Below are 23,154 nucleotides of genomic sequence, written 5' to 3'. Positions count from 1 at the left end.
GTCCCGCGCGCCGCGCGGGCGACCACCGAGGACACGCCATGTCTGACACCCTTGCGGCATCGCTCGCCGCGCGCATCGATCGCCTGCCCGCGACAGCCGGTATCTGGAAGCTCGTGCTGTGCCTGAGCGTCGGCGGCTTTTTCGAGGTCTACGACCTGTTCCAGATGACCTATCTGCCGCCCGGGCTGATTCGCGACGGCATCTTTCACACCGGCGCGCGCGGCGTGCTCGGCATGTCGGACCAGGGCGCGCTCGGCGCGGCGACGTTCATCGGGCTGTTCATCGGCGAAATGTTCGTGTCGCGCCTGGCGGACCGCTACGGGCGCCGCGCGCTGTTCACCGGTGCGCTGCTGCTCTATACCGCGGCGAGCCTGATGATGTGCGTGCAGTCGGGCGCGCTCGGCGTGCTCGTGTGCCGCTTCGTCGCAGGCTGCGGCGTCGGCGCGGAGCTGATCACGATCGGCGCGTTCCTGACCGAGCTGGTGCCGAAGGCGGTACGGGGCCGGGCGTTCGCCGTCTGCTTCGCCGTCGGCTACCTGGCCATGCCGGTGCTGGCGCTCGTGTCGTGGCTCTGGGTGCCGCACGATCCGCTCGGCTGGTCCGGATGGCGCTGGGTCGTGCTGCTCGGCGGAAGCGGGGCGGTGGTCGTCTGGTGGCTGCAGTCGCGCTTGCCGGAGTCGCCGCGCTGGCTCGTCGGCGTGGGCCGGCAAGCCGAGGCCGAACGCATCGTGCGGCAACTCGAGCAGGTGGTGGAGCGCGAATCCGGCCGGCCGCTGCCCGCGGTCCGGCTACCGGCTGCCGCCACGCCACTTGCGCCGGGTGCGCCGTCGATGTGGGGGGCGCGATACCGCGGTCGCACCGCGATGCTGATTGCATTCAACGGATTCCTGAGCATCGGCTTTTTCGGCTTCAGCCAATGGCTGCCGACGCTGCTCGCCGCCCAGGGCGCAACCGTCGCGAAGAGTCTCGGCTATGCGTTCGTGATCGCGTTCGCCTATCCGGTGTCGCCGCTCGTCGCCGGCCTGATCGCGGACCGGATCGAGCGGAAGTGGCTGATCGTCGCGTCGGCGTTCGGCGTCGCGCTGTTCGGCAGTGCGTTCGCGATGTCGGCGCAAGCGCCGTTCGTGATTGCATTCGGCCTGCTCGTCACGCTGTCGAGCACGGTGCTCGCGAGCAACGGCACCGCGTACCAGTCGGAACTGTTTCCGACCGCGATCCGCGGGCGCGCGCTCGGCTTCGTGCATTCGATCGGCCGACTGACCGGGGCCGTCAGCAGTTTCATCGTCGTGCTGCTGCTCGAGCGCGCGGGCGTGTCGGCGGTGTTCGCGCTGATCGGCGGCAGCATGCTGATCGTGATGCTGTCGATCGGCGCGTTCGGGCCGCGGACCAACAACCGGTCGCTCGACGATATCCCGGACGAGGCGGCCGACGCCGCCGTCGCGCAACGGCCGGGGCGCTCGCTCGACGTGTTGCCGCCGCGCCGTTCGTGACGGCTGGCGGCGTGATGGCGCAACGGCGGCTACGTGCTCATCGCAAGCGCGTTCGCGCCGACGTGCCACTGCAGGCTCTCGACGACGAGCGCGTGATTGTGCTCGGAGTCGAGCCCCGCGATCGTCATCGCGCCGACGATGCCGGCTCCGGCGATCCGCAGCGGCACGCCGCCGCCGTCGAGCGCATAGTCGTGATCCGACAGCCCCTGCGACTGCAGCGACCAGCCGGCGCGGCGAAACCGCTCGCCGACCGCGAGCGAACTGAGGCCGAAGCGCAACACCGTGTTCTGCCGCCGGCGGATCGCGTCGCTGTCGCCGGCGTCGCTGCCGTCGAGCGCGCAGTAGAACAGCGGCGCCTGCTCGCCGACGATGCTCACCGCGATCGGCAGCCCGCGGCGCGACGCAAGGTTGACAGCGATTTCACCCATCCGGCGGGCGACGGCCGCATCGAAGCGCGGCAGCGCCGGGTTCGACGCGTCGTCGTCGAAGGGATGGGGTTCGAGGCGAAAGAGGGTCGTCACCATGGCGGCTCCGTGGCGTCGCCGGCGCTGGGTGCGCGTGCCGGGCGTCGCATCGTCGCGGGCCGCGCGCGGGCCCGTCTTTCCATCAGCGCTTCGGGGCGTCGAGCATCCACTCGTGCGCGGGATCGTTCTTGAACGCCCACGCGCGGCTCGGCCCGGCCATCACGTTCAGGTAGTACAGGTTGTAGCCGTGCGGCGCGACCACCGGGTGGTAGCCGCGCGGCACCATCACGACGTCGTGGTCCTCGACCGCGCACGCTTCGTCGAGGCTGCGGTCGTCCGTGTACACGCGCTGGAACGCGAAGCCTTGCGGCGGATCGATCCGGTGGTAGTAGGTTTCCTCCAGCGACGTTTCTTCCGGTGCCGCGTCGCGGTCGTGCTTGTGCGGCGGATAGCTGCTCGAATGGCTGGCCGGCGTGACGACCTCGACCACGAGCAGCCGGTCGGCCGCCGGGTTGTCACCCATCAGGATGTCGCACACGTAGCGCGTGTTGGTGCCTTGCCCGCGTACCGAGCGGCGCATCCGCTCGCCGTCGAGGCGTTGCACGCGCTTGTCGCCGCTCGCGTACGGCGCGGTGCACAGCGCGACTTCCGCATCGCGCGTCGCGACCAGCTTGACCGTCTTGCCGCCCGGCACGTACAGCGCGTCCGGCGACACGTCCTCGAACACGCTGTCGCGCTTGCCGAGCGCGTCGTAGGTGGCACCGTCGACCTCCGCACGCACCGTGCCGGTGAGCACGACGACGCACAGCTCGCGCGCGCCGGTGTCGAGCGTTTCGGTGTCGCCGGCCTTCAGGCGCAGCGCACGGAAGCCGACGTGCTTCCAGCCGGCCGATTCGGGCGTGACGTTGCAGATCTCGCGGTCGGCCGCGGCCTTGATCAGCAGGGGAGAAATCGTCATGGGGTGGGGCTCCGCAACAGGGTAGGGCTCATGCGTTCACGCGTTCATACGTTCACGCGCTCAACCGGTCGACGATCGCGCGCAGCGATTCGTAACCCTTCTTCGCATACGCATAGCTCGGCGCGACGGCCGGATCCTGCTCGGCCTCGACGACGAGCCAGCCTTCGTAGCCGGCGTCCTTCAGCGTACGGAGCGTCGCCTCGTAGTCGAGCGCGCCGTCGCCCGGCACGGTGAAGGTGCCGTTGATCACGCCGTTCAGGAAGCTCCAGCCGTCGTTGCGCGCCTGCGTGACGACCTGCGGCCGCACGTCCTTGCAATGGACGTGAACCACGCGCGACACATGCTTCTTCAGCAGCGTGACCGGGTCGGCCGCGCCGCCGAAATACGCGTGGCCGGTGTCGAACAGCAGGAACACTTTCGACGGGTCGGTGAGCGCCATCAGCCGGTCGACATCGTCGGGCGACTCGACGTACGCGCCCATGTGGTGATGGTACGCAAGCTTGATGCCGTACGTGTCGAGCAGGTGCGCGCCGAACGCGTCGAGGCGCGCCGCGTAGCGTCGCCAGGCTGCGTCGTCGACGAAGCGCGGGCGCTTCGCGACCGGCGTGTCGATGTTGCCCTGGATCGTGCCCGCGCATTCGCCGTACACGACAACCTTCACGTCGTTGTACTGCAGCTTCGTCAGGTGCGCGCGGCAGCGCTCGATCTCGGCGGCGACCGCATCGTCATCGCTCATGCCCGGCTCGACCTCGGCGAGGAAGCCCGAATACCAGCCCGACACGCACACGAGCCCGAACTCGGCGAGCTTCGCCTTCAGCTCGGGGCCGGTCTTCGGAAACTTGTTGCCGAGCTCGAAGCCCGCATAGCCGATTTCGGCGCCTTCCGTCAGTGCCGTTTCGAGCGGCGTCTCGCCGCCGAGCGACGGCAGGTCGTCGTTCATCCACGACAGGGGATTGATACCGATGCGGACGTTCCAGCTCATGACGTGCTTCCTTGGTTCGAATGTGTTTTTCGCGGGGAGGGATCGTGGGTCGTGCGTGCCATCAGCGCCGCTGCCGGGTCTTCGCATCGAGATACGCGCGGTGCGCTGCATCGACGCCGGCGCGTTCGGATACTTGCGGCACCGCGACTTCCCACCATGCGCCGCCGTCGTCGGTCGTGCGGCGGTGCGTGGTGTCGATCACGAGCACCTGGCTCTTCGTCGCCGCGCGGGCGCGCTTCATTTCGCTGCGCAGCTCGCCGATGTCGCGCACGTGCACGGCTTCGGCGCCCATCGCGCGCGCATGCATCGCGAAGTCGATCGTCGAGTGCTCGCCGCCCTCCGGCACGCAGTCGTCGAGCATGTTGTTGAAGCTCGCGCCGCCGCAATTCAGTTGCAGCCGCTCGATGCAGCCGTAGCCGCGGTTGTCGAGGATCACGACGATGAGCTTGCGGCCGAGCATCACCGACGTCGCGAGTTCCGCGTTGAGCATCATGTACGAGCCGTCGCCGACGATCACGATCACTTCGCGTCCGGGCCGCGCGAGCTTCGCGCCGAGGCCGCCCGCGACCTCGTAGCCCATGCACGAGTACGCGTAGTCCATGTGGTAGTTGCCCGGCACGCCGCTGCGCCACAGCTTGTGCAGCTCGGCCGGCAGCGTGCCGGCCGCGCACACGACGAGGTCGTCGCGCGCGCTGTCGCGGCCCGCGTCCGCTGCGGAGTCGCGCACCGCGCCGATCACTTCCGCGTCGTACGGCAGCGTGTCCTTCGGAATGCGGGTCGTGAGCTCGGTCACGCGCGCGTTCCAGGCGGTGGCCTGGTCGCGGTTGCTGGCGGTCCACGCCGGATCGGCTTGCCAGCCGGCCAGCGCGGCCGACAGCTGGCCGAGGCCCGTGCGCGCATCGGCCACCAGTTGACGGCCGCGTTTCTTGCCTGCGTCGAACGGCTGCACGTTCAGGCTCAAGAGCGTCGCATGGCCGTAGAGCGCATGCGAGCCGGTCGTGAAATCCTGCAGCCGCGTGCCGACCGCGAACACCACGTCGGCCTGCGCGGCCGCGCGATTCGCGGCTGGCGAGCCCGTCACGCCGATCGACCCGAGATTCAGCGGATGGTCCCACGCGAGGCTGCCCTTGCCGGCCTGCGATTCGGCGACCGGCACGCCATGCGTATCGGCGAACGCGCGCAGCGCATCCCACGCCTGGCTGTACAGCACGCCGCCGCCCGCGACGATCAGCGGCTTCTTCGCGGCCTTCAGCACGTCGAGCGCATCGGCGAGTTCGAGCGCGTCGGCCGGCGGCCGGCGCATCCGGATCACCGGCGGCGCGAAGAAATCCTCGGGCCAGTCGTATGCGAAGGTCTGCACGTCCTGCGGCAACGCGAGGCACACGGGGCCGCACTGCGCGGGGTCGGTCATCACCTGGATCGCGCGCGGCAGCGCGACGAGCAGTTGCTCGGGCGACGTGATCCGGTCGAAGTAGCGCGTCACCGGCCGGAAGCAGTCGTTCGCGCTGACGTCGCCCTGTTCGAAATCCTCGACCTGCTGCAGCACGGGGTCGGGCAGCCGCGACACGAACACGTCGCCGGGCAGCAGCAACAGCGGCAGCCGGCCGACGTGCGCGAGCGCGGCCGACGTCAGCATGTTGGTCGCGCCGGGGCCGATGCTCGACGTCGCGGCCATCATCCGCTGGCGGAAGTTCGCCTTCGCGAACGCGACGGCCGCATTGGCCATCCCTTGCTCGTTGTGCGCGCGGAAGGTCGGCAGGCGGTCTTTTTCCGCGTGCAGCGCCTCGCCGAGCCCGGCCACGTTGCCGTGGCCGAAGATCGCGAACACGCCGCCGCAGTACGGCAGGATCTCGGTGCGGCCGTCGGGCTGGACGACTTCGGCGCGCAGGGCGGCCAGGTAGCGCACGAGCGCCTGGCTGACGGTCAGTCTCACGGTAGAGGTCATGTCGGTCGGTGAAGAGGAAAGGGTCATCGCGGGTGTCGCGTCAGGCCGCGGCGGCGCGGGCGGCCGCGGCACGGCGGCCGAGCCACGCGTCGACCAGTTGCGCGAAGTTGCCGGCGACTTCGTCGATCAGCGCCTGGTCGTCGATCCGGCCGGCGAACCAGTTCAGCGACGCATCCGCCCACAGCGTGCGCCCGACCATGAAGCCCTTGACGACCGGGTTGGTCGCCGAGCGGAAGCTGTCGACCAGGTATTGCAGCGGCTGGTTCAGCCCGAGGATCACCGCGCCCCGGCAGTGCGGGTCGCGCTCGGCGATCAGTGCGGCGAGCCGCGTCCAGCCGTCGGCGGTGAGCGGCGTGAGCTTCCACCATTCGGGCTTCACGCCGAGGTTGTAGAAGCGCGCGATCGTGCGCAGCACCGCGTCGTCCTCGGTGCCGGCCGGCGTGACCGCGCGCGGCGGAATCATTTCCAGCAGCAGTTCGTTGCCGCTGGCGCGCGTGGCTTCCCACAGCTCCAGCACGCGCTGCTCCTGTTCGACGCGCAGGTCGACCGGGTCGTCCGGGTGATAGTGCACGAGGCACTTCACGACCTGTTCGGTCGGCCAGTGCGTGAGCGACGAGCCGACCGAGCGCGTTTCGTCGAAACGCAGCGGCCGCGAGCCCGGCAGCTCGACCGGGCGGCCGACCCACCAGCCGCGTCCGGTGGCCGACGCCAGCGCGTCGCTGCCGTAGCCGCCGCCGTCGATCAGCACGCCCACGTGGCCTTCGATCTGACGATCGCGCTCGACCTGTTCGACCGCGCGCACGAGCAGGCGCTTCAAGGTCTTGATCCGCGCTTCGTCCGCGCCGGCCTGCACCGCGAGTTCATAGAACTGGCTGCGATGGTCGAACGCCATCACGCACAGGTCGTCCCATTCGCGGCGCGGCACCGTCACGCGATGCAGATGCGCGAGCGTGTGGTCGGCGTCGACCACCGGATTGCGGCTGCCGTCGAACCAGTGTGCCAGCTCGGCCGGCGTCGGCATCGCGGCGGAGCATGCATGGCGCGACACGACGATCGCGCCGCACGCGTTCGCGATGCGCGTCGACTCGGCCCAGTCGCGGCCGCGCAGCAGCCCCGACAGCAGACCCGACAGGAACGCATCGCCCGCGCCGAGCACGTTGAGCACTTCGACGCGTTCGCCGAGATAGGTCGGCGCATCGTCGATGCGGGCTGGAACGTCGCCTTCGATCACGCAGCAGCCGAGCGCGCCGCGCTTGACGACCAGCGTCGCGTTCGTGATCTTGCGCACCGCCTGCAACGAGCCGATCACGTCGTGCGGCACGCCGCCGGCGATCAGGAATTCCTCTTCGGTGCCGACCAGCAGGTCGAATTCGCCGAGCACCTGCTGCAACTGCCGCGTCACCTGCGCGTCCGGCACGTAGCGGTTTTCGCCCGCGCCGCGCGCGGTCAGTCCCCACAGCACCGGCCGGTAGTCGATGTCGAGAATCCGCACGACGCCATGGCGGCGCGCATAGCCGAGCGCGGTCAGCGACGCCTCGCGCGTGCCCGGCGTCGACAGGTGCGTGCCGGTGATCGCGAGCGCGCGGCAGCCGGCGATGAAGTCCTCGCTGATCTCGTCGGCGCGCACGGCCATGTCCGCGCAGTTCTCGCGCACGAACAGCAGCGGGAACGTGTCGCGGTCCTTCAGCCCGAGCAGCACCAGCGCGGTGAGGCGCTCGCGGTCGGTCTGCAGCTGGCTCGTGTCGCAGCCTTCGCGCTCGAGCGTCTCGCGCAGGAAGCGGCCCATCTGCTCGTCGCCGACGCGCGAGATCATCGCGGTCTTCAGCCCGAGCCGGGCCACGCCGAACGCGACGTTGCCGGACGAGCCGCCGAGATACATCTGGAAACTGCGCGCATCTTCCAGGCGGCTGCCGTACTGCTGCGCATAGAGATCCACGGCCACGCGGCCGAGGCAGGCGAGATCGATGGGGCGGTCACTCGGAAAGGTCAGCAGGCTCATATCACGTGTCACGCTCGCGGCCGGCGGTCGGCGATGCCGGCGGATTAGGGGACCGAACCTCGGGCGACGATTCGCACCGTGTGGGGCACGACGCGGGACTGCCTGCCGCAAGGAATCGGGCTACGGAACGGAGTCTAGACTTTTTGGAAATCCAGTTCCCTAGGTGAAATCACGTAGAAATAAATTTCCAAATTTTCGAGGAAGTGATCTACAGTTTCATCCGGATGCTTCAGTCCGTATCGGATTCGATCGGACTCGGCCCGGCGGCGCGCAACGCGCCGTCTTCCGCCCCCCGGAGATGAGGAGACAGATTGATCATGAAGACCAAGCTGATGGCCGTCGCGGCCGCCGCGATCCTGGCTGCGCCGCTCGCGCATGCCGAGAAGATCGGCGTGACGATGGCGTCGTTCGACGACACGTTCCTGACCATCCTGCGCAACAGCATCGCCGATTCGGCGAAGAAGGACGGCGCGACGGTGCAGATCGAGGACGGCGGCAACGACGTCGGCAAGCAGTTGAGCCAGGTCCAGAACATGATCGCGCAGAAGGTCGACGCGATCATCGTGAACGCGGTCGATACCGACGCGACGCCGAAGATCACCAAGATGGTGACGGCCGCGAAGATCCCGCTCGTGTACGTGAACCGCAAGCCGGTCGATTTCGACAAGCTGCCGGCGGGCGTCGCGGTGGTTGCGTCCGACGAGAAGCAGTCGGGCACGCTGCAGGCGCGCCAGGTGTGCAAGCTGCTCGGCGGCAAGGGCGACCTCCTCGTGCTGATGGGCGAGTTGTCCAACGAATCGGCGCGCGCCCGCACGAAAGACATCGAGGACGTGATCGCGACGAAGGATTGCGCGGGCATGAAGATCGTCGACAAGCGCGAAGGCAAGTGGAGCCGTACGCAGGGCCAGGACATCACGATGAACTGGCTCAGCTCCGGCACGAAGTTCGACGCGATCATCTCCAACAACGACGAGATGGCGATCGGCGCGATCAACGCGCTGAAGGCCGCGCGCAAGCTGACGCCGAAGACGATCGTCGCCGGCATCGACGCGACGCCGGACGGCCTCGCGTCGATGAAGAGCGGCGAGCTGAAGGTGTCGGTGTACCAGAATGCATCCGGGCAGGGGCAGCAGGCCGTCGCGGCCGCGCTCAAGCTCGCGAAGAAACAGCCCGTCGACCGCTACGTGAACGTGCCGTTCGAGCTTGTGACGCCCGAGAACATGGCCCAGTACGCGAAGCACTGACCGGTGATCCGTTGAATGGCGCGGGCCCGGCACGACCGGGTTCGCGCACGACTTGTCGAGGAACGTCCATGTTTACAGCCAGAGTCGCACGCCCGATGGCCGGCGACGATGCGCGGGCCGCTTCGTCCGGCTCGACCGGCGCGTCGGCCCCGCCGGCTTCTTCCGCGGCCGACTGCGTGCTCGAGGTGCGCGGTGTCGGCAAGTCCTTTCCCGGCGTCGTCGCGCTCGACGGCGTGCAGTTCCGCGTGCGCCGCGGCACCGTCCACGCACTGATGGGCGAGAACGGCGCGGGCAAGTCGACGCTGATGAAGATCATTGCCGGCGTCTACACGCCCGACCAGGGCGAGATCCTGATCAACGGCGAGCCGGTCGTGCTGAACGGCCCGCTCGACGCGCTCGACCGCGGCATCGCGATGATTCACCAGGAACTCAACCTGATGCCGTACATGACGGTCGCGGAGAACATCTGGATCCGCCGCGAACCGAAGAACCGTTTTGGCCTGATCGATCACGCCGCGCTGCGCCGCCAGACGGCCGAGCTGTTCGAGCGGCTGTCGATCGACATCGACCCGGAAACCGACGTGCGCACGCTGACGGTCGCGAGCCGCCAGATGGTCGAGATCGCGAAGGCCGTGTCGTTCGACTCCGACGTGCTGATCATGGACGAGCCGACTTCCGCGCTGACCGACAAGGAAGTCACGCACCTGTTCCGGATCATTCGCCAGCTGCGCGAGCAGGGCAAGGGCATCGTCTACATCACGCACAAGATGAACGAGCTGTTCGAGATCGCCGACGAGTTCTCGGTGTTCCGCGACGGCAAGTACATCGGCACGCATGCATCGAGCGACGTCACGCGCGACGACATCATCCGCATGATGGTCGGGCGAGAGATCACGCAGATGTTCCCGAAGGAAGAGGTGCCGATCGGCGACGTCGTGCTGTCGGTGCGGAACCTCGGCGTCGACGGCGTGTTCCGCGACGTGAGCTTCGAGCTGCGCGCGGGCGAGATCCTCGGCGTGGCCGGCCTCGTCGGCTCGGGGCGCTCGAACGTCGCGGAGGCGCTGTTCGGCGTCGTGCCGGCCACGTCGGGCGAGATCCGCATCGACGGCAAGCCGGTGCGCATCACGACGCCCGCGCAGGCGATGAAGCACGGGATGGCCTTCCTCACCGAAGACCGCAAGGACACCGGCTGCTTCTTGAATCTCGACCTGCTCGCGAACATGGAAGCGGCGGTGCTCAGCCACCGCTACGTGAAGTTCAACTTCGTGCGGCAGGCGCAGCTGAAGCGCGACTGCGAGGCAATGAGCCGCATGCTGCGCGTGAAGTCGCCCGGGTTGCACGAGGAAATCCAGAACCTGTCAGGCGGCAACCAGCAGAAGGTGCTGATCGGCCGGTGGCTGCTCACGCAGCCGCGCATCCTGATCCTCGACGAACCGACGCGCGGCATCGACGTCGGCGCGAAGGCCGAGATCCACCGGCTCGTCAGCGCGCTCGCCGGCAAGGGCGTCGCGGTGCTGATGATCTCGTCGGAGATGCCGGAAGTGCTGGGAATGAGCGATCGCGTGATGGTGATGCACGAAGGGCGCATGACCGGCATCGTCGATCGCAAGGACGCCGACCAGGTCCGCATCATGGATCTCGCGTCGCGCTGAGCCGAACCAAGATTGGAGACAAAGCAATGGGCAACCTGAACCCGGTCGCGGATGCGCAGACCATGACCCTCAAGACGCGGCACACGAAGTGGCCGCCCGAGCTGAGCATCTTCCTCGTGCTCGTCGGCATCAGCCTGTTCTTCGAGATCGTCGGCTGGATCGTCGTCGGCCAGAGCTTCCTGTTCAACACCGAGCGGCTCGAGATCATCGTGCTGCAGATGGCCGTGATCGGCATCATCGCGGTCGGCGTGAACCTCGTGATCATCACCAGCGGGATCGACCTCTCCTCGGGCTCGGTCGTGGCCGCCGCGGCGGTCGTGTCGGCCAGTCTCGCGCAGGTGTCCGACTTCCCGCGCGCGGTGTTTCCGCACCTGACCGACCTGCCGATCATCTGGCCCGTGCTCGCCGGCGTGTGCGTCGGGCTGCTGGTCGGCCTGCTGAACGGCTCGCTGATCGCGATGACGGGCATCCCGCCGTTCATCGCGACGCTCGGCACGATGGTCGCCGCGCGCGGCTTCGCGAAGTGGTTCACCAACGGGATGCCGGTGTCGATGCTGACCGATCAGTTCGCCGCCATCGGCGCCGGTGCCAACCCGGTGATCATCTTTCTCGTGATCGCCGCGATCTTCCACGTCGTGCTGCGCTATACGCGCTTCGGCAAGTACACGTATGCGATCGGCGCGAACCGTCATGCGGCGGTCGTATCGGGCATCAACGTCACGCGCCACCTGATCTTCGTCTACGCGATCGCGGGTCTGCTGAGCGGGATCGCCGGCACCGTGACGGCCGCGCGCGCGATCTCCGGCCAGTCGGGCATGGGCGTGATGTACGAGCTCGATGCGATCGCGGCGGTCGTGATCGGCGGCACGTCGCTGTCGGGTGGCCTCGGCCGCGTGACGGGCACCGTGATCGGCGTGCTGATCCTCGGCGTGATGACGTCGGGCTTCACGTTCATCCGCATCGACGCGTATTACCAGGAGATGGTCAAGGGCGCGATCATCGTCGCGGCCGTGATCGCCGACCAGTACCGCAACAAGAAGAAGCGCCGCTGACCCTTCGTGCATCGCCGGGCGGGTGCGGCACGTGCCGCCGCCTGCGTCCGGCACCCGCTACCCGCCATCGTCGAGGATATTCGATGAAGATCGCGCTGGACCCTTACATGATTCGCCACCTGCCGCTCGACCGCCTGCCGCACGCGGTGGCCGAGCTCGGCTACGACCAGATCGAGCTGTCGCCGCGCAGCGACTTTCTCGACTGGTGGGTGATGCCGCGCGCGACGCGCGAGCGGATGGCCGCGTTCCGGCAGGCGATGCGCGCGAGCGGCGTCGGCCTTGCGTCGCTGCAGCCGATGTATCGCTGGGCGAGCCCGTTCGAGGACGAGCGGCAATGGGCGGTGCGCTGCTGGAAGAAGGCGATCGAGGTGGCGGTCGAGATGGAGTGTGCGCTGATGGTGTCGGAGTTCGGGCGCGGCGCATCGCCCGAGCGCTCGGTCGGCGAACGGCCGGGCGCGAACCCGAAGGAGTTGTGCGAAGCCGCGTGGTTCCGGTCGATGGACGAGTTGCTGCCGATCCTCGAGCGCGAACGCATCGTGCTGTCGGTCGAGCCGCATCCGGAGGACTGGATCGAGCAGCTGCAGCCGGCGATCGACATCGTCACGAACCTCGGCTCGCCGTCGCTGAAGCTGTCGTACATCGCGCCGCACACGTTCTACTACGGCGACGACATGGCCGCGATGATCGCGCAGGCCGCGCCGATCCTCGCGCACGTGCGCGTGGCCGACACCTTCGACCATCGCAAGAGCAGCCAGCTGCGCTACATCGTGAACCCGCCGGGCTCGAACCAGATCCGCGTGCACCAGCATCTCGACATCGGGCAGGGCGAGATCGACTGGGACGTGTTCTTTCGCGCGCTCGGCGCGGCAGGCTTCGACGGCGTGATGTCGTCGTGCGTGTTCGCGTGGGAGGACCGCGCGGAAGCATCGTCGCGCTACATGCGCGACACGATCCAGCGCTACGTCGATCGTCATTTCGATCGTACCGCGCGCTGACGGATGACTGACCGGTGCGGCGCGTGCCGCACCGCCAATGAACGACTGGAGACTGTTAGATGACCTTGCAAATCGGCGTGATCGGCTGCGGTGCGATCGGCCAGGACCATATTCGCAGACTGACCCGCACGCTGTCCGGCGCGCGCGTCGTGGCCGTCAACGACATCGATCCGCGGCAGGCGCGCGACGCGGTGGCGAAGTATGGGCTCGACGCGGAGATCTACGGCGACGGCCACGAGGTGGTCGCCGCCGCCGACGTGCAGGCCGTGCTCGTCACGTCGTGGGGGCCGACGCATGAAGCGTTCGTGCTCGACGCGATCGCGCACGGCAAGCCGGTGTTCTGCGAGAAGCCGCTCGCCGTGACCGCCGAAGGCTGCATGCGGATCGTCGAAGCCGAAGTCGCGCACGGCAAGCGGCTCGTGCAGGTCGGCTTCATGCGGCCGTACGACGAAGGCTATCGCGCGCTGAAGCGCGTGATCGACAGCGGCGAGATCGGCGCGCCGCTGATGCTGCATTGCGCGCACCGCAACCAGTCGGTCGGCGAGCGCTACACGACCGACATGGCGATCACCGACACGCTGATCCACGAGCTCGACGTGCTGCGCTGGCTGCTCGGCGAGGACTACGTGAGCACGCAAGTCGTCTATCCGAGGAAGACGCGCCATGCGTCCGCGCATCTCGCCGATCCGCAGATCGTGCTGCTGGAAACCGCGAGCGGCGTGCGCATCGACGTCGAGATCTTCGTGAACTGCCAGTACGGCTACGACATCCAGTGCGAGGTGGTGGGCGAGCAGGGCATCGCGAAGCTGCCCGATCCACCGGCCGTGGGGCTCAAGCATGCGGCGCGGCAGTCGGTCGAGATCATGACCGACTGGAAGGAGCGCTTCATCGCGTCGTACGACGTCGAGCTGCAGGCGTTCATCGACGGCGTGCGCGCGCATGCGCTCACCGGGCCGTCGGCGTGGGACGGCTACGCGGCGGCGGTCGCGGCCGACGCCTGCGTGCGTGCGCAAAAGAGCGGGGCGGTCGAGCCGATCGCGATGGCCGAACGCCCTGCGTTCTATCGCGGCTGAACCGCAGCCGCCTACCTGCCGGACTGACCGACATGACGATGAAGATGGGTTGCGCACCGTGCTGCTGGGGTGTCGACGACGTGAAGAACCCGCACCTGCCGCCCTGGCGGCAGGTGCTTGCCGAAGCCGCCGAGGCCGGCTACTCGGGCATCGAGCTCGGGCCGTACGGCTACATCCCGCTCGAACTCGACGTGGTGAGCGCGGAGCTCGAGCGGCAGCGCCTGAGCATCACCGCCGGCACGATCTTCGACGATCTGGTGTCGCCGGAGAACCTGCCGAACCTGTTGCGCCAGACGCGCGAGATCTGCGCGCTGATCACGCGGCTGCCGAAGCTGCCCACGCAGGACGGCCAGCGCTACGCGGCGCCGTACCTCGTCGTGATGGACTGGGGCCACGCCGAACGCGACTACGCGGCGGGCCACGGCGAGCGCGCGCCGCGGCTGTCGGACGAACGCTGGGCGGCGATGGTCGACCACATCCGGCAGATTGCGACGATCGCGCGCGACGAATTCGGCGTGCGCACGGTGATCCATCCGCATGCGGGCGGCTACATCGAGTTCGCGGACGAGATCGACCGGATCGTCGCCGACGTTCCGGCCGACACGGCCGGCCTCTGTCTCGACACGGGCCACCTGTACTACTCGGGCATGGATCCGGAAGCCTGGCTGCGCCGCCATGCGGCGCGCCTCGACTACGTGCATTTCAAGGACATCGACGCGGCCGTGTACGACGCGGTGATGGGCGAGCACATCGCGTTCTTCGCCGCCTGCGCGCGCGGCGTGATGTGCCCGATCGGCACCGGCGTGCTTGACTACCGGTCGATCCGGCAGGCGCTCGACGACATCGGCTACGCGGGATACATCACGATCGAGCAGGAGCGCGACCCGCGCAATGCCGGCACGAGCCTGCGCGACGTCGCCGCGAGCCGCGCGTTTCTCGCATCGGCCGGCTTCGCGTGATCCGCCGCACCACGCACCCTCTGAACTGAACACGGACCAGGAACACCCTCATCATGATTGACGGACAGATTCTGCTTGGACATTCGATTCGCTGGGGCATGGTCGGCGGCGGCCTCGGCAGCCAGATCGGCTACAGCCACCGGTCGGCCGCGCTGCGCGACGGCAGCTTCCAGCTGGTCGCGGGCGCGTTCGACATCGATCCCGAACGCGGCCGCCAGTTCGGCGTGAAGCTCGGCGTCGCGGCCGAGCGCTGCTATCCCGACTACGCGACGATGTTCGACGCCGAGGCGCGCCGCCCGGACGGCATTCGCGCGGTATCGATCGCGACGCCGAACAATACGCACTTCGAGATCTGCCGCGCGGCGCTGAACGCGGGGCTGCACGTGGTCTGCGAGAAGCCGCTGTGCTTCACGACCGAGGAGGCCGAGGCGCTGCAGCGGCTGTCGGTCGAGAAGAACCGGATCGTCGGCGTCGCGTACGGTTATTCCGGACACCAGATGATCGAGCAGGCGCGCGAGATGATCGCGCGCGGCGATCTCGGCGAGATCCGCATCGTGCAGATGCAGTTCGCGCACGGGTTCCACAGCGAGGGTGTCGAGGCCGCGAGCGCGGCCGCGCGCTGGCGCGTCGACCCGAAGTTCGCGGGCCCGAGCTACGTGCTCGGCGACATCGGCACGCATCCGCTGTACATCTCCGAGGTGATGGCGCCCGAGCTGAAGATCCGGCGCCTGATGTGTTCGCGGCAGAGCTTCGTGAAGAGCCGCACGCCGCTGGAAGACAACGCGTTCACGATCATGGAATACGACACGGGTGCGGTCGGCTACGTGTGGTCGAGCGCGGTAAACGCGGGCTCGATGCACGGCCAGAAGGTGCGCGTGATCGGCTCGAAGGCGAGCGTCGAGTGGTGGGACGAGCATCCGAACCAGCTGCGCTACGAAGTGCAGGGGCAGCCGGCGCAGGTGCTCGATCGTGGGATGGGTTATCTGCATCCGCATGCATTGCGCGAGGATCGCATCGGCGCCGGGCATCCGGAAGGGCTGTTCGAGGCCTGGTCGAATCTGTATGCGCGCTTCGCGCTCGCGATGGATGCGGCCGACCGCGGCGACGTCGCGGCACTGAAGAACATCCGCTATCCGGACGTCCATGCGGGCGTGGAAGGCGTGCGCTGGGTCGAGAACTGCGTGCGCTCCGCCGATGCGGGCGGCGTGTGGGTCGACTATCGTTGAACCGGCGGCATGGGCCGGCCGCCGCGCGCCCGTCGCGCAAGGCTTTGCGCCGTCGGCCGGCGTTGGTAGACACCCTAATCTTTACGACGCCGCGAGCGCGTTGGACAATCGCTTCCAGTGTTGCCGTGGAGCGTAGGCAAGTGATGATCGAGCGCGTGGGAGCGAGTACGCGGCGCGGGCCGTGCCGCAAACGTGATTAAATTCGCCCTTCATGCATGTATCCAGGTGAGCCCCGGGCCGCGTTCGTCAACATCGCGCGCACGTCGGGGCCGTCAACTTCGCGCTATCCGATGAGTTCATCCGAGAAACCTCCCGCCACCGTCGAGCAGTTCCTGCAGCACCTGACGCAGGAATACGACGGTCTCAGCAATCGCCTGAAGGTGATTGCGCGCCACGTGGAAACGCATCGGGACCAGCTTGGCCTGGAGGGCATCCAGTCGCTCGCGGAAGCGTGCGGCGTCCAGCCGTCGGCCGTCGTGCGCTTCGCGAAGCACTTCGGCTTTTCCGGCTTCTCCGAGATGCAGAAGCTGTTCCGCGAAGGGCTCGCACAGCAGATCGCGCCGGGGCGCGCGTACAACCTGCGGCTACGTGACGTGATCGAAGCGGGCTCGTCGAGCCTGCAGCCCGAGCAGATCGCCGACGAATTCATCAAGGGCAGCATCGCCGGGATGCAGCAGCTGCGGCAGACGCTCGATTCGCAGGCGCTCGCGCAGGCCGTCGACTTGCTCGCCGAGACGCAGGCGATCTGGATCGCGGGCTCGCGGCGCGCGTTTCCGATTGCGGTCTATCTCGACTATGCGCTGCAGCACACCGACAAGCGAATCGGGCTGTTCAGCGCGCTCGGCAGCATGCATCTCGGGCAGATCCGTTCGGTGCGCGAGGGCGACGTGATGATCGTCATCTCGTTCATGCCGTATGCGGAGGAAACCGTGCAGGTCGCGCAGCAGGCCGTGCAGCGCGGCGCGCGGCTGATCGCGATCACCGACAGCCGGATGAGCCCGCTGGCGCGGGAGGCCGAGGTGACGCTGATGGTGCAGGACAGCGCGACGTTCGGCTTCCGCGCGTTGACGGCCACGATGGGCCTTGCGCAGAGCCTGTTCGTCGCGCTCGCGTACCGGCTCGAACTGTCGTACCTGCCGACCGCCGACGGCGCGCACGGCACGCAGGCCGGCTGACGCCTCCTGCCGGTGTTGCTGGTGTGCCGCCCGCGCGACAGCGCAGCGGGCGGTGTACCGTCAGGCGGTTACTTCGCGGTCGGCATCGCGAATTCGGCGCCCTTGCCGATGCTCGACGACCAGCGCTGCATCACCGACTTCTGGCGCGTGTAGAAGCGCACGCCTTCCTCGCCGTACGCGTGCATGTCGCCGAACAGGCTCTTCTTCCAGCCGCCGAAGCCATGCCACGCCATCGGCACTGGAATCGGCACGTTGATGCCGACCATCCCGACCTGGATGCGCCGCGCGAACTCGCGCGCGATGCCGCCATCGCTCGTGAAGCACGACACGCCGTTGCCGAATTCATGCGCGTTGATCAGGTCGACCGCTTCGCCGAAATCCTTCACGCGCACGCAGCCGAGCACGGGCCCGAAGATTTCTTCCTTGTAGATGCGCATGTCGGGCGTCACGTGATCGAACAGCGTGCCGCCGGTGAAGAAGCCGGCCTCGCGGCCCGGCACACGCAGCCCGCGGCCGTCGACGACCAGTTGCGCGCCTTCGTTCACGCCTTGCTCGATATAGCCTTCGATGCGCTTGAGTGCTTCGCCGGTGACGATCGGACCCATCTCGACTTCCGGCGACATGCCGTCGCCGATCACCAGCTTGCGCGCGCGCTCGGCCACCAGCGGCACGATCTGGTCCGCGATGTCGCCCACCAGCACCGCGACGCTGATCGCCATGCAGCGTTCGCCGGCCGAGCCGTACGCGGCGCCGATCAGCGCGTCGACGGCCTGCTCGAGGTTCGCGTCGGGCATCACGACGAGGTGGTTCTTCGCGCCGCCGAGCGCCTGCACGCGCTTGCCGGATTGCACGGCGCGCTGCTGCACGTAGGCCGCGATCGGCGTCGAGCCGACGAAGCTGACGGCCTGCACGTCGGGGTGGTCGAGCAGCGCGTCGACCGCGCCCTTGTCGCCCTGCACGACGTTGAACACGCCGGCCGGGAGACCTGCCTGCGTGAGCAGGTCGGCGATGAACAGGGCCGCCGACGGGTCGCGCTCGCTCGGCTTCAGCACGAACGTGTTGCCCGTCGCGATCGCGACCGGGAACATCCAGCACGGCACCATGCACGGGAAGTTGAACGGCGTGATGCCCGCGACGACGCCGAGCGGCTGGCGCATCGTCCAGTTGTCGATGCCGGTGCTGACCTGGTCGGTGAAGTCGCCCTTCAGCAGTTGCGGCACGCCGCACGCGAATTCGATGATGTCGATGCCGCGGGCGACTTCGCCTTGCGCATCGGAGAACACCTTGCCGTGCTCGGCCGTGATGATCGCCGCGAGGGTGTCGCGGTGCTCGTTCATCAGTTGCAGGAAGCGGTGCAGCACGCGCGCGCGGCGGATCGGCGGCGTCGCGGCCCAGTCCGGGAACGCGGCGTGGGCGGACGCGACGGCCTGCTCGACTTCGTCGTTGCCGGCGAGCGCCACGCGGCGCACCGCGCGGCCGAGCGCCGGGTTGAGGACGTCCTGGAAGCGGCCGCTGCGGCCGGCGACGGGCGCGCCGTCGACATAGTGGCCGACGTCGGCGTCGGAGGTGTACGCGGGAACCGGATTCATCGTGTCTCCTGGGGGATCGGGTGAGGGTGGACAGCACCCAGTCTAGGCAAACGGGCAGGGCGGGAGAAGGCCGCGCAGCTTGATTCACTGTTCAGAATTCTGAATAATCGCCGGATGAATCAGCAAAATGTCCAGGCGCTCTGGCCGCATATCCATTCGCTGACGGTGCTGGCCGCGGCCGGCAGTTTCACGGCCGCCGCGCAGCGGCTCGGCATCAGCAAGGCCGCGATGAGCCAGCGCATCGCCGATCTCGAAAAGGCGGCCGGCGTGCCGCTCGTGCGGCGCACGACGCGCAGCGTGCGGCTCACCGACGCGGGCCAGACGCTCGTCGACAGCACGCGCGATGCGTTCGAGTCGATCGGGCAGCACTTCGCGCGCGTGAAGGACCTGGCCGGCGAGCCGCGCGGCCTGCTGCGCCTGACGGTGCCGGTCGCGCTCGGGCGCCAGCAGGTCGTGCCGCACCTGCCCGATTTCCTGCGGCAGCATCCGGGCGTGCAGATCGAGCTCGACCTGTCGGACCGGCTGCATTCGCTGACGCAGGAGGGTTTCGACCTCGCGATCCGCCATACGACCACCGCGCCGCAGACCCACGTTGCGTGGAAGCTGTGCGACACGCGCTCGCTGCTCGTCGCGAGCCGCGACTATCTCGACGCGCGCGGCGCGCCGCGGCACCCGAGCGAACTCGTCGAGCACAGCTGCCTGTGCTACCTGCGCGACAACGAGCCGGCCGCCTGGAGCTTCGAGCCGCACGGCCGGCGGCGCGAGCGCGTGAGCGTGCCGGTGCGCGGCAGCTTCGCGGCGAACAACAGCGAGGCGATGCGCGAGGCCGCGCTCGGCGGGCTCGGCATCGCGCTGCTGCCGGATTTCAGCGCGCAGCGCGATCTCGACGCCGGCCGGCTGGTCGCGCTGCTCGACGGCTGGCGGCCGTCGGGCGCGTTCGGCGACCACATCTTCGCGATCCGTCCGTACAGCCCGGTCGTGCCGAGCGCGGTGCGCGCGCTCGTGCGGCACCTGCGCGAACGGCTCGCGGGCGGCTTTTCGGGCACCTGAGCCCGGTGTCCGCGGGCGTCGGGCTGCTGGCGGCCCGGGCAGGCGCGGCGGCGCTGCGGTAAAATCACGGCTTCTCTCCGCGCCTTGAATGGCGCGTCATTCGAAGGTCGACAGCCGATGCAGATTCACAAGGAAGTGGACGCGCGCGGGCTCAATTGCCCGTTGCCGATCCTGCGTGCCAAGAAAGCGCTCGCCGATATGGAAAGCGGGCAGATCCTCAAGGTGCTCGCGACCGATCCCGGCTCGCAGCGCGATTTCGCCGCGTTCGCGAAGCAGACGGGCAACGAGATCGTCGAATCGACGACGCAGGACAAGACCTTCGTGTTCCTGATGCGCCGCCGCTGACGGCCCATATCGCGGTGCCGGCAGCGCCTGGCGCCGGTCACACTTTTCTGACAATTCTTAAACCTCGCTGCGTGATCGGCTGCGTATACTGACCCGGCCGGTCGTCCGCTCCCAGCGGATGCGCCGGCCACGGTACGTCGTACGGCGGGCACGGGGGCCATGCCTGATGCTACCGTCGTACAACGGGGAGAGGACATGTCCTTCAGACCAGGGACCATTCGAAGTCCGTCCGGAGCGGAACGCAGCGTATCGGGACTGAGCCGTATCGAGCTCGACCCGCAACAGGATCGCCACGCGCGTGCCGCGCTGGAGGCCTACGCTGATTCCGCCGCGGCCGAGATGCCGTGGCTGGCCGAGTGGCTCGACGAACGCCTGCGCGATGCCGCGCAGGACGACGGCTCGGGCCTGACCTACTGCGGTGCGACGATCGAGCGCGTGTTCGATCTGGCGCAGGCGTGGGCGGCGAGCCAGCCGGACTACGCGGCCGCCGCGTGGGAGCGCGTGCGCGGCCAGCTGCAGCGGATGCTTGTAAAACCGGCGCGTCCGGAGCCGCTGTCGCATCGCGTACCGGCCGACGACGTCGCCGAGCCGGTGGCGGGCATCGCGGGCGCCGATTAGACGCTCGATTGCGCGGCAGGAAGGATTATTCGAAGAAAAGACGGTAGTCCGCGCAATTTATTGGCGAATTTCATACTACTATGATGAAATCGCCGGTTCGTCCGTGCCCCGTTTTTGAGATATTTGCCGGGGTCGCCGGTTTGCGCAGGTGACGCGAGCGGCGAACGACGGCCCGCCGGCCGGTATCCGGAAGCCGCGCACGTGCTGCGCGGCCGGGTGGGGCGGGGAGCTGAACAGGACGAATCGATTTCGATTTGCGGGGTGCTATGAGAATTGCTGTACTGGATGACGATCCGGCCCAGACGGATTTCGTCAGTCAAACGCTGACGGCCGTTGGCCATACGTGCTACGCGTTCAAGGAAGGCAAGGCCCTGAAGAAGCGCCTGCAGCGCGAGACGTTCGATCTGCTGGTGCTCGACTGGAACGTGCCCGACATGTCCGGCGAGGAAGTGCTGAAGTGGGTGCGCGCCAATCAGACCGAGCACAGCCTGCCGATCATCTTCATGACGAGCCGTGACGACGAGGCGGGGATCACGCAGATCCTCAACGCCGGCGCCGACGACTACGTGGTCAAGCCGGTGTCGGGCCCGATCCTGCGCGCGCGCATCGGCTCGCTGCTGCGTCGCGCGTATCCGGTCAACGCCGAGGCCACCGTTCGCGAATTCGATCAATTCCGTTTCGACGTGAACCTGAAGCAGGCCTACGTCGGCGACAAGGCCGTGAGCCTCACGCAGAAGGAATTCGAACTCGCGCTGCTGCTGTTCCAGCACCTCGACCGGCCGCTGTCGCGCGCGCACATTCTCGATCTCGTGTGGAAGCAGGCGACCGACATCCCGTCGCGCACGATGGATACGCACATCTCGATGCTGCGCACCAAGCTCGGGCTGCGGCCCGAAAACGGTTATCGCCTCGCGCCGATCTACGGCTACGGCTACCGGCTCGAACGGGTCGGGCAGGGAGAACCGGAGTGACCACGGGAATCACGCAGCGCACGGCGAACCTGCGCACGGTCGCGCGGCGCGCAGCCTGCGCGGTCGCGTTTGCGTTCGCCGCGCAGCATGCGGCGGCCCAGCCGCCCGCGGCGGCGGGCAAGATGGTCGTCTACCGCACGCAGGCGGGCGACACGCTGTACGACGTCGCCGCGCGCTATCTGCAGGGCGCGGACGACTGGCAACTGCTGCAACAGATCAACGGCGTGCCCGCGCCGAAGCACCTGCAGCCCGGCATCGCGCTGAAGCTGCCGGTGGCGCGCCTGCGCAAGGAAAAGCTGACCGCGCGCGTCATCGCGGTGCAGGGCACGGCCGAACGCGCGTCCGGCGATGCATTTGCGCCGCTCGCGAACGACGCGACGCTCGCCGAGGGCGATCGCGTGCGCACGGGCCCGAACGGCTTCGTGACGCTCGAGCTCGCCGACGGCACGCACATGAGCCTGCCGCCCGACAGCCAGCTCGACCTGAAGGCGCTGCGCCGCACGGTGCTGACCGGCACGCTCGATCGTGAGTTCGAACTCACGCGCGGCTCGGTCGACAGCGAGGTCACCCATCTGAAGAAACGCGACGACCGCTTCCAGATCCGGTCGCCGTCGGTCGTGGCCGGCGTGCGCGGCACGCACTTTCGCGTGAACTACGACGCGGTCGGCAATGCGTCGACGCGCGTCGAAGTGCTCGACGGCACCGTCGGCGTCGCGGGCGGCCGGAAGCCCGCCGATCCGACGCTCGTGCATGCGAATTTCGGCAGCGTCGCGACGTCGTCCGGCGCGGTCGGCGCGCCCGTCGAGCTGCTGCCCGCGCCGGCGCTCGCGCATCCCGACAAGGTGCAGGACGAGCCCGAGGTCGCCTTCGACGTCGCGCCGCTCGCCGACGCGCATGCGTACCGCGTGCAACTCGCGCACGACGCCGGGCTGCTCGACCTGTTCCGCGAAACGCGCACCGATTCGCCGCGCGCGGTTTTCCGCGACGTCCCGAACGGGAACTACTTCGTGCGGGTCGCCGCGATCGACGCGAACGGTCTCGAGGGCCGGCCCCGAACGTACGCGTTCGAACGCCGCGTGATGGGGCTCGACGCAAGCGCGTCGCCCGGCGCCGGCGGCTACGAGTTCCGCTGGTCGCCGAACGGGTCGGGCAAGAATGCGCGCTACCGGTTCGTGCTGTCGCGCTCGAAGGACCTGAGCGCGCCGGTCGTCGACCAGGTCGGCCTGCATACGCGCCAGATCACCGTCGCGCACCTGCCGCCGGGCGACTATTTCTGGGCCGTGACCGTCGAGGAGTTCGAGGGCGGCAAGTTCTACGAGAAGACCAGTCCGGTCAGCGCGTTCACGCTGTCGCGCTGATCCGCGGCG

General features: G+C 68.4%; 20 protein-coding genes. 14 read left to right on the top strand and 6 right to left on the bottom strand.

Annotation, left to right across the window (positions count from 1 at the left end; genetic code table 11):
- Positions 1-38: 38 nt before the first annotated feature.
- Positions 39-1,490, top strand: coding sequence for an MFS transporter (locus tag LGM56_RS19690; RefSeq protein WP_226206505.1), 1,452 nt, complete (start codon positions 39-41; stop codon positions 1,488-1,490).
- A gap of 29 nt (positions 1,491-1,519) precedes the next feature.
- On the opposite strand, the gene LGM56_RS19685 is transcribed toward LGM56_RS19690, so the two are convergent.
- From LGM56_RS19685 to LGM56_RS19665, 5 genes are all read right to left on the bottom strand, one after another.
- Complete coding sequence (locus LGM56_RS19685) at positions 1,520-2,014, bottom strand: heme-degrading domain-containing protein (protein WP_089494670.1); 495 nt, start codon at positions 2,012-2,014, stop codon at positions 1,520-1,522.
- Positions 2,015-2,096: 82 nt separating this feature from the next.
- Positions 2,097-2,912 (bottom strand): 5-deoxy-glucuronate isomerase, encoded by an 816-nt coding sequence (gene iolB, locus LGM56_RS19680; protein ID WP_226206503.1) that lies wholly within the window; start codon positions 2,910-2,912, stop codon positions 2,097-2,099.
- A gap of 52 nt (positions 2,913-2,964) precedes the next feature.
- Positions 2,965-3,894, bottom strand: coding sequence for a myo-inosose-2 dehydratase (gene iolE / locus LGM56_RS19675; RefSeq protein ID WP_226206501.1), 930 nt, complete (start codon positions 3,892-3,894; stop codon positions 2,965-2,967).
- 61 nt (positions 3,895-3,955) lie between these two features.
- The gene (iolD, locus tag LGM56_RS19670; protein WP_226206499.1) at positions 3,956-5,839 is read right to left on the bottom strand and encodes a 3D-(3,5/4)-trihydroxycyclohexane-1,2-dione acylhydrolase (decyclizing); all 1,884 of its coding nucleotides are present in this window, start codon (positions 5,837-5,839) and stop codon (positions 3,956-3,958) included.
- A gap of 40 nt (positions 5,840-5,879) precedes the next feature.
- Positions 5,880-7,838 carry a bifunctional 5-dehydro-2-deoxygluconokinase/5-dehydro-2-deoxyphosphogluconate aldolase gene (locus tag LGM56_RS19665; RefSeq protein WP_226206497.1) on the bottom strand — a complete coding sequence of 653 codons (1,959 nt, stop codon included), beginning with the start codon at positions 7,836-7,838 and terminating at the stop codon, positions 5,880-5,882.
- Between the two features lie 317 nt (positions 7,839-8,155).
- Here LGM56_RS19665 and LGM56_RS19660 point away from each other — a divergent pair, with 317 nt between their 5' ends.
- The 8 genes from LGM56_RS19660 to LGM56_RS19625 all read left to right on the top strand — a co-directional run bounded on the left by LGM56_RS19660 (position 8,156) and on the right by LGM56_RS19625 (position 17,214).
- Positions 8,156-9,082 carry a sugar ABC transporter substrate-binding protein gene (locus LGM56_RS19660; protein ID WP_124575749.1) on the top strand — a complete coding sequence of 309 codons (927 nt, stop codon included), beginning with the start codon at positions 8,156-8,158 and terminating at the stop codon, positions 9,080-9,082.
- A 68-nt stretch (positions 9,083-9,150) separates the two neighbouring features.
- On the top strand, positions 9,151-10,734 hold the full coding sequence (locus tag LGM56_RS19655; protein WP_206148909.1) for a sugar ABC transporter ATP-binding protein: 1,584 nt from the start codon (positions 9,151-9,153) through the stop codon (positions 10,732-10,734).
- A gap of 26 nt (positions 10,735-10,760) precedes the next feature.
- Positions 10,761-11,786 (top strand): ABC transporter permease, encoded by a 1,026-nt coding sequence (locus LGM56_RS19650; protein ID WP_089425167.1) that lies wholly within the window; start codon positions 10,761-10,763, stop codon positions 11,784-11,786.
- A gap of 83 nt (positions 11,787-11,869) precedes the next feature.
- Positions 11,870-12,781, top strand: a complete 912-nt coding sequence (locus tag LGM56_RS19645) for a sugar phosphate isomerase/epimerase family protein (RefSeq protein ID WP_089439844.1) — start codon at positions 11,870-11,872, stop codon at positions 12,779-12,781.
- Positions 12,782-12,840: 59 nt separating this feature from the next.
- Positions 12,841-13,854, top strand: coding sequence for a Gfo/Idh/MocA family protein (locus LGM56_RS19640; RefSeq protein WP_089494677.1), 1,014 nt, complete (start codon positions 12,841-12,843; stop codon positions 13,852-13,854).
- A gap of 32 nt (positions 13,855-13,886) precedes the next feature.
- A complete protein-coding gene (locus LGM56_RS19635; protein WP_226206495.1) occupies positions 13,887-14,813 on the top strand; it encodes a TIM barrel protein in 927 nt (308 codons plus the stop codon).
- Between the two features lie 53 nt (positions 14,814-14,866).
- On the top strand, positions 14,867-16,039 hold the full coding sequence (locus LGM56_RS19630) for a Gfo/Idh/MocA family protein (RefSeq protein WP_226206493.1): 1,173 nt from the start codon (positions 14,867-14,869) through the stop codon (positions 16,037-16,039).
- A 290-nt stretch (positions 16,040-16,329) separates the two neighbouring features.
- Positions 16,330-17,214: a MurR/RpiR family transcriptional regulator gene (locus tag LGM56_RS19625; RefSeq protein WP_089495281.1), complete on the top strand. Its 885-nt coding sequence runs from the start codon at positions 16,330-16,332 to the stop codon at positions 17,212-17,214.
- A 68-nt stretch (positions 17,215-17,282) separates the two neighbouring features.
- Here LGM56_RS19625 and LGM56_RS19620 read toward each other — a convergent pair whose 3' ends face one another.
- Positions 17,283-18,803 carry a CoA-acylating methylmalonate-semialdehyde dehydrogenase gene (locus LGM56_RS19620; RefSeq protein ID WP_089494680.1) on the bottom strand — a complete coding sequence of 507 codons (1,521 nt, stop codon included), beginning with the start codon at positions 18,801-18,803 and terminating at the stop codon, positions 17,283-17,285.
- 114 nt (positions 18,804-18,917) lie between these two features.
- On the opposite strand from LGM56_RS19620, the gene LGM56_RS19615 reads away from it, so the two are divergent.
- The 5 genes from LGM56_RS19615 (at position 18,918) to LGM56_RS19595 (ending at position 23,145) form a co-directional block, all read left to right on the top strand.
- Positions 18,918-19,853, top strand: a complete 936-nt coding sequence (locus tag LGM56_RS19615) for a LysR family transcriptional regulator (RefSeq protein WP_089439849.1) — start codon at positions 18,918-18,920, stop codon at positions 19,851-19,853.
- 117 nt (positions 19,854-19,970) lie between these two features.
- On the top strand, positions 19,971-20,198 hold the full coding sequence (locus tag LGM56_RS19610; RefSeq protein ID WP_006402122.1) for a sulfurtransferase TusA family protein: 228 nt from the start codon (positions 19,971-19,973) through the stop codon (positions 20,196-20,198).
- A gap of 195 nt (positions 20,199-20,393) precedes the next feature.
- The gene (locus LGM56_RS19605; RefSeq protein ID WP_089494681.1) at positions 20,394-20,816 is read left to right on the top strand and encodes a peptidase; all 423 of its coding nucleotides are present in this window, start codon (positions 20,394-20,396) and stop codon (positions 20,814-20,816) included.
- Positions 20,817-21,082: 266 nt separating this feature from the next.
- Positions 21,083-21,787, top strand: coding sequence for a response regulator transcription factor (locus tag LGM56_RS19600; protein ID WP_006490421.1), 705 nt, complete (start codon positions 21,083-21,085; stop codon positions 21,785-21,787).
- Positions 21,784-23,145, top strand: coding sequence for a FecR domain-containing protein (locus LGM56_RS19595; RefSeq protein WP_226206491.1), 1,362 nt, complete (start codon positions 21,784-21,786; stop codon positions 23,143-23,145). The genes LGM56_RS19600 and LGM56_RS19595 overlap by 4 nt, the downstream gene beginning before the upstream one ends.
- Positions 23,146-23,154: the final 9 nt, after the last annotated feature.

It is taken from the genome of Burkholderia sp. AU38729, assembly GCF_020419725.1.
In the GTDB taxonomy this organism is placed as follows: domain Bacteria; phylum Pseudomonadota; class Gammaproteobacteria; order Burkholderiales; family Burkholderiaceae; genus Burkholderia.
Note: the sequence above shows the minus strand (reverse complement) of the source record. Positions and strands in the feature narration are given on the sequence as shown.

Bases quoted from the DNA above. Each gene is read 5' to 3' on its own strand.
- LGM56_RS19615 (WP_089439849.1), top strand. From the start codon at position 18,918: ATGAATCAGCAAAATGTCCAGGCGCTCTGGCCGCATATCCATTCGCTG.
- LGM56_RS19665 (WP_226206497.1), bottom strand. From the start codon at position 7,838: ATGAGCCTGCTGACCTTTCCGAGTGACCGCCCCATCGATCTCGCCTGC.
- LGM56_RS19645 (WP_089439844.1), top strand. From the start codon at position 11,870: ATGAAGATCGCGCTGGACCCTTACATGATTCGCCACCTGCCGCTCGAC.
- LGM56_RS19610 (WP_006402122.1), top strand. From the start codon at position 19,971: ATGCAGATTCACAAGGAAGTGGACGCGCGCGGGCTCAATTGCCCGTTG.
- LGM56_RS19620 (WP_089494680.1), bottom strand. From the start codon at position 18,803: ATGAATCCGGTTCCCGCGTACACCTCCGACGCCGACGTCGGCCACTAT.
- iolE (WP_226206501.1), bottom strand. From the start codon at position 3,894: ATGAGCTGGAACGTCCGCATCGGTATCAATCCCCTGTCGTGGATGAAC.
- LGM56_RS19635 (WP_226206495.1), top strand. From the start codon at position 13,887: ATGACGATGAAGATGGGTTGCGCACCGTGCTGCTGGGGTGTCGACGAC.
- LGM56_RS19600 (WP_006490421.1), top strand. From the start codon at position 21,083: ATGAGAATTGCTGTACTGGATGACGATCCGGCCCAGACGGATTTCGTC.
- LGM56_RS19650 (WP_089425167.1), top strand. From the start codon at position 10,761: ATGGGCAACCTGAACCCGGTCGCGGATGCGCAGACCATGACCCTCAAG.
- LGM56_RS19655 (WP_206148909.1), top strand. From the start codon at position 9,151: ATGTTTACAGCCAGAGTCGCACGCCCGATGGCCGGCGACGATGCGCGG.
- LGM56_RS19660 (WP_124575749.1), top strand. From the start codon at position 8,156: ATGAAGACCAAGCTGATGGCCGTCGCGGCCGCCGCGATCCTGGCTGCG.
- LGM56_RS19625 (WP_089495281.1), top strand. From the start codon at position 16,330: ATGAGTTCATCCGAGAAACCTCCCGCCACCGTCGAGCAGTTCCTGCAG.
- LGM56_RS19605 (WP_089494681.1), top strand. From the start codon at position 20,394: ATGTCCTTCAGACCAGGGACCATTCGAAGTCCGTCCGGAGCGGAACGC.
- LGM56_RS19685 (WP_089494670.1), bottom strand. From the start codon at position 2,014: ATGGTGACGACCCTCTTTCGCCTCGAACCCCATCCCTTCGACGACGAC.
- LGM56_RS19690 (WP_226206505.1), top strand. From the start codon at position 39: ATGTCTGACACCCTTGCGGCATCGCTCGCCGCGCGCATCGATCGCCTG.
- iolD (WP_226206499.1), bottom strand. From the start codon at position 5,839: ATGACCTCTACCGTGAGACTGACCGTCAGCCAGGCGCTCGTGCGCTAC.
- iolB (WP_226206503.1), bottom strand. From the start codon at position 2,912: ATGACGATTTCTCCCCTGCTGATCAAGGCCGCGGCCGACCGCGAGATC.
- LGM56_RS19630 (WP_226206493.1), top strand. From the start codon at position 14,867: ATGATTGACGGACAGATTCTGCTTGGACATTCGATTCGCTGGGGCATG.
- LGM56_RS19640 (WP_089494677.1), top strand. From the start codon at position 12,841: ATGACCTTGCAAATCGGCGTGATCGGCTGCGGTGCGATCGGCCAGGAC.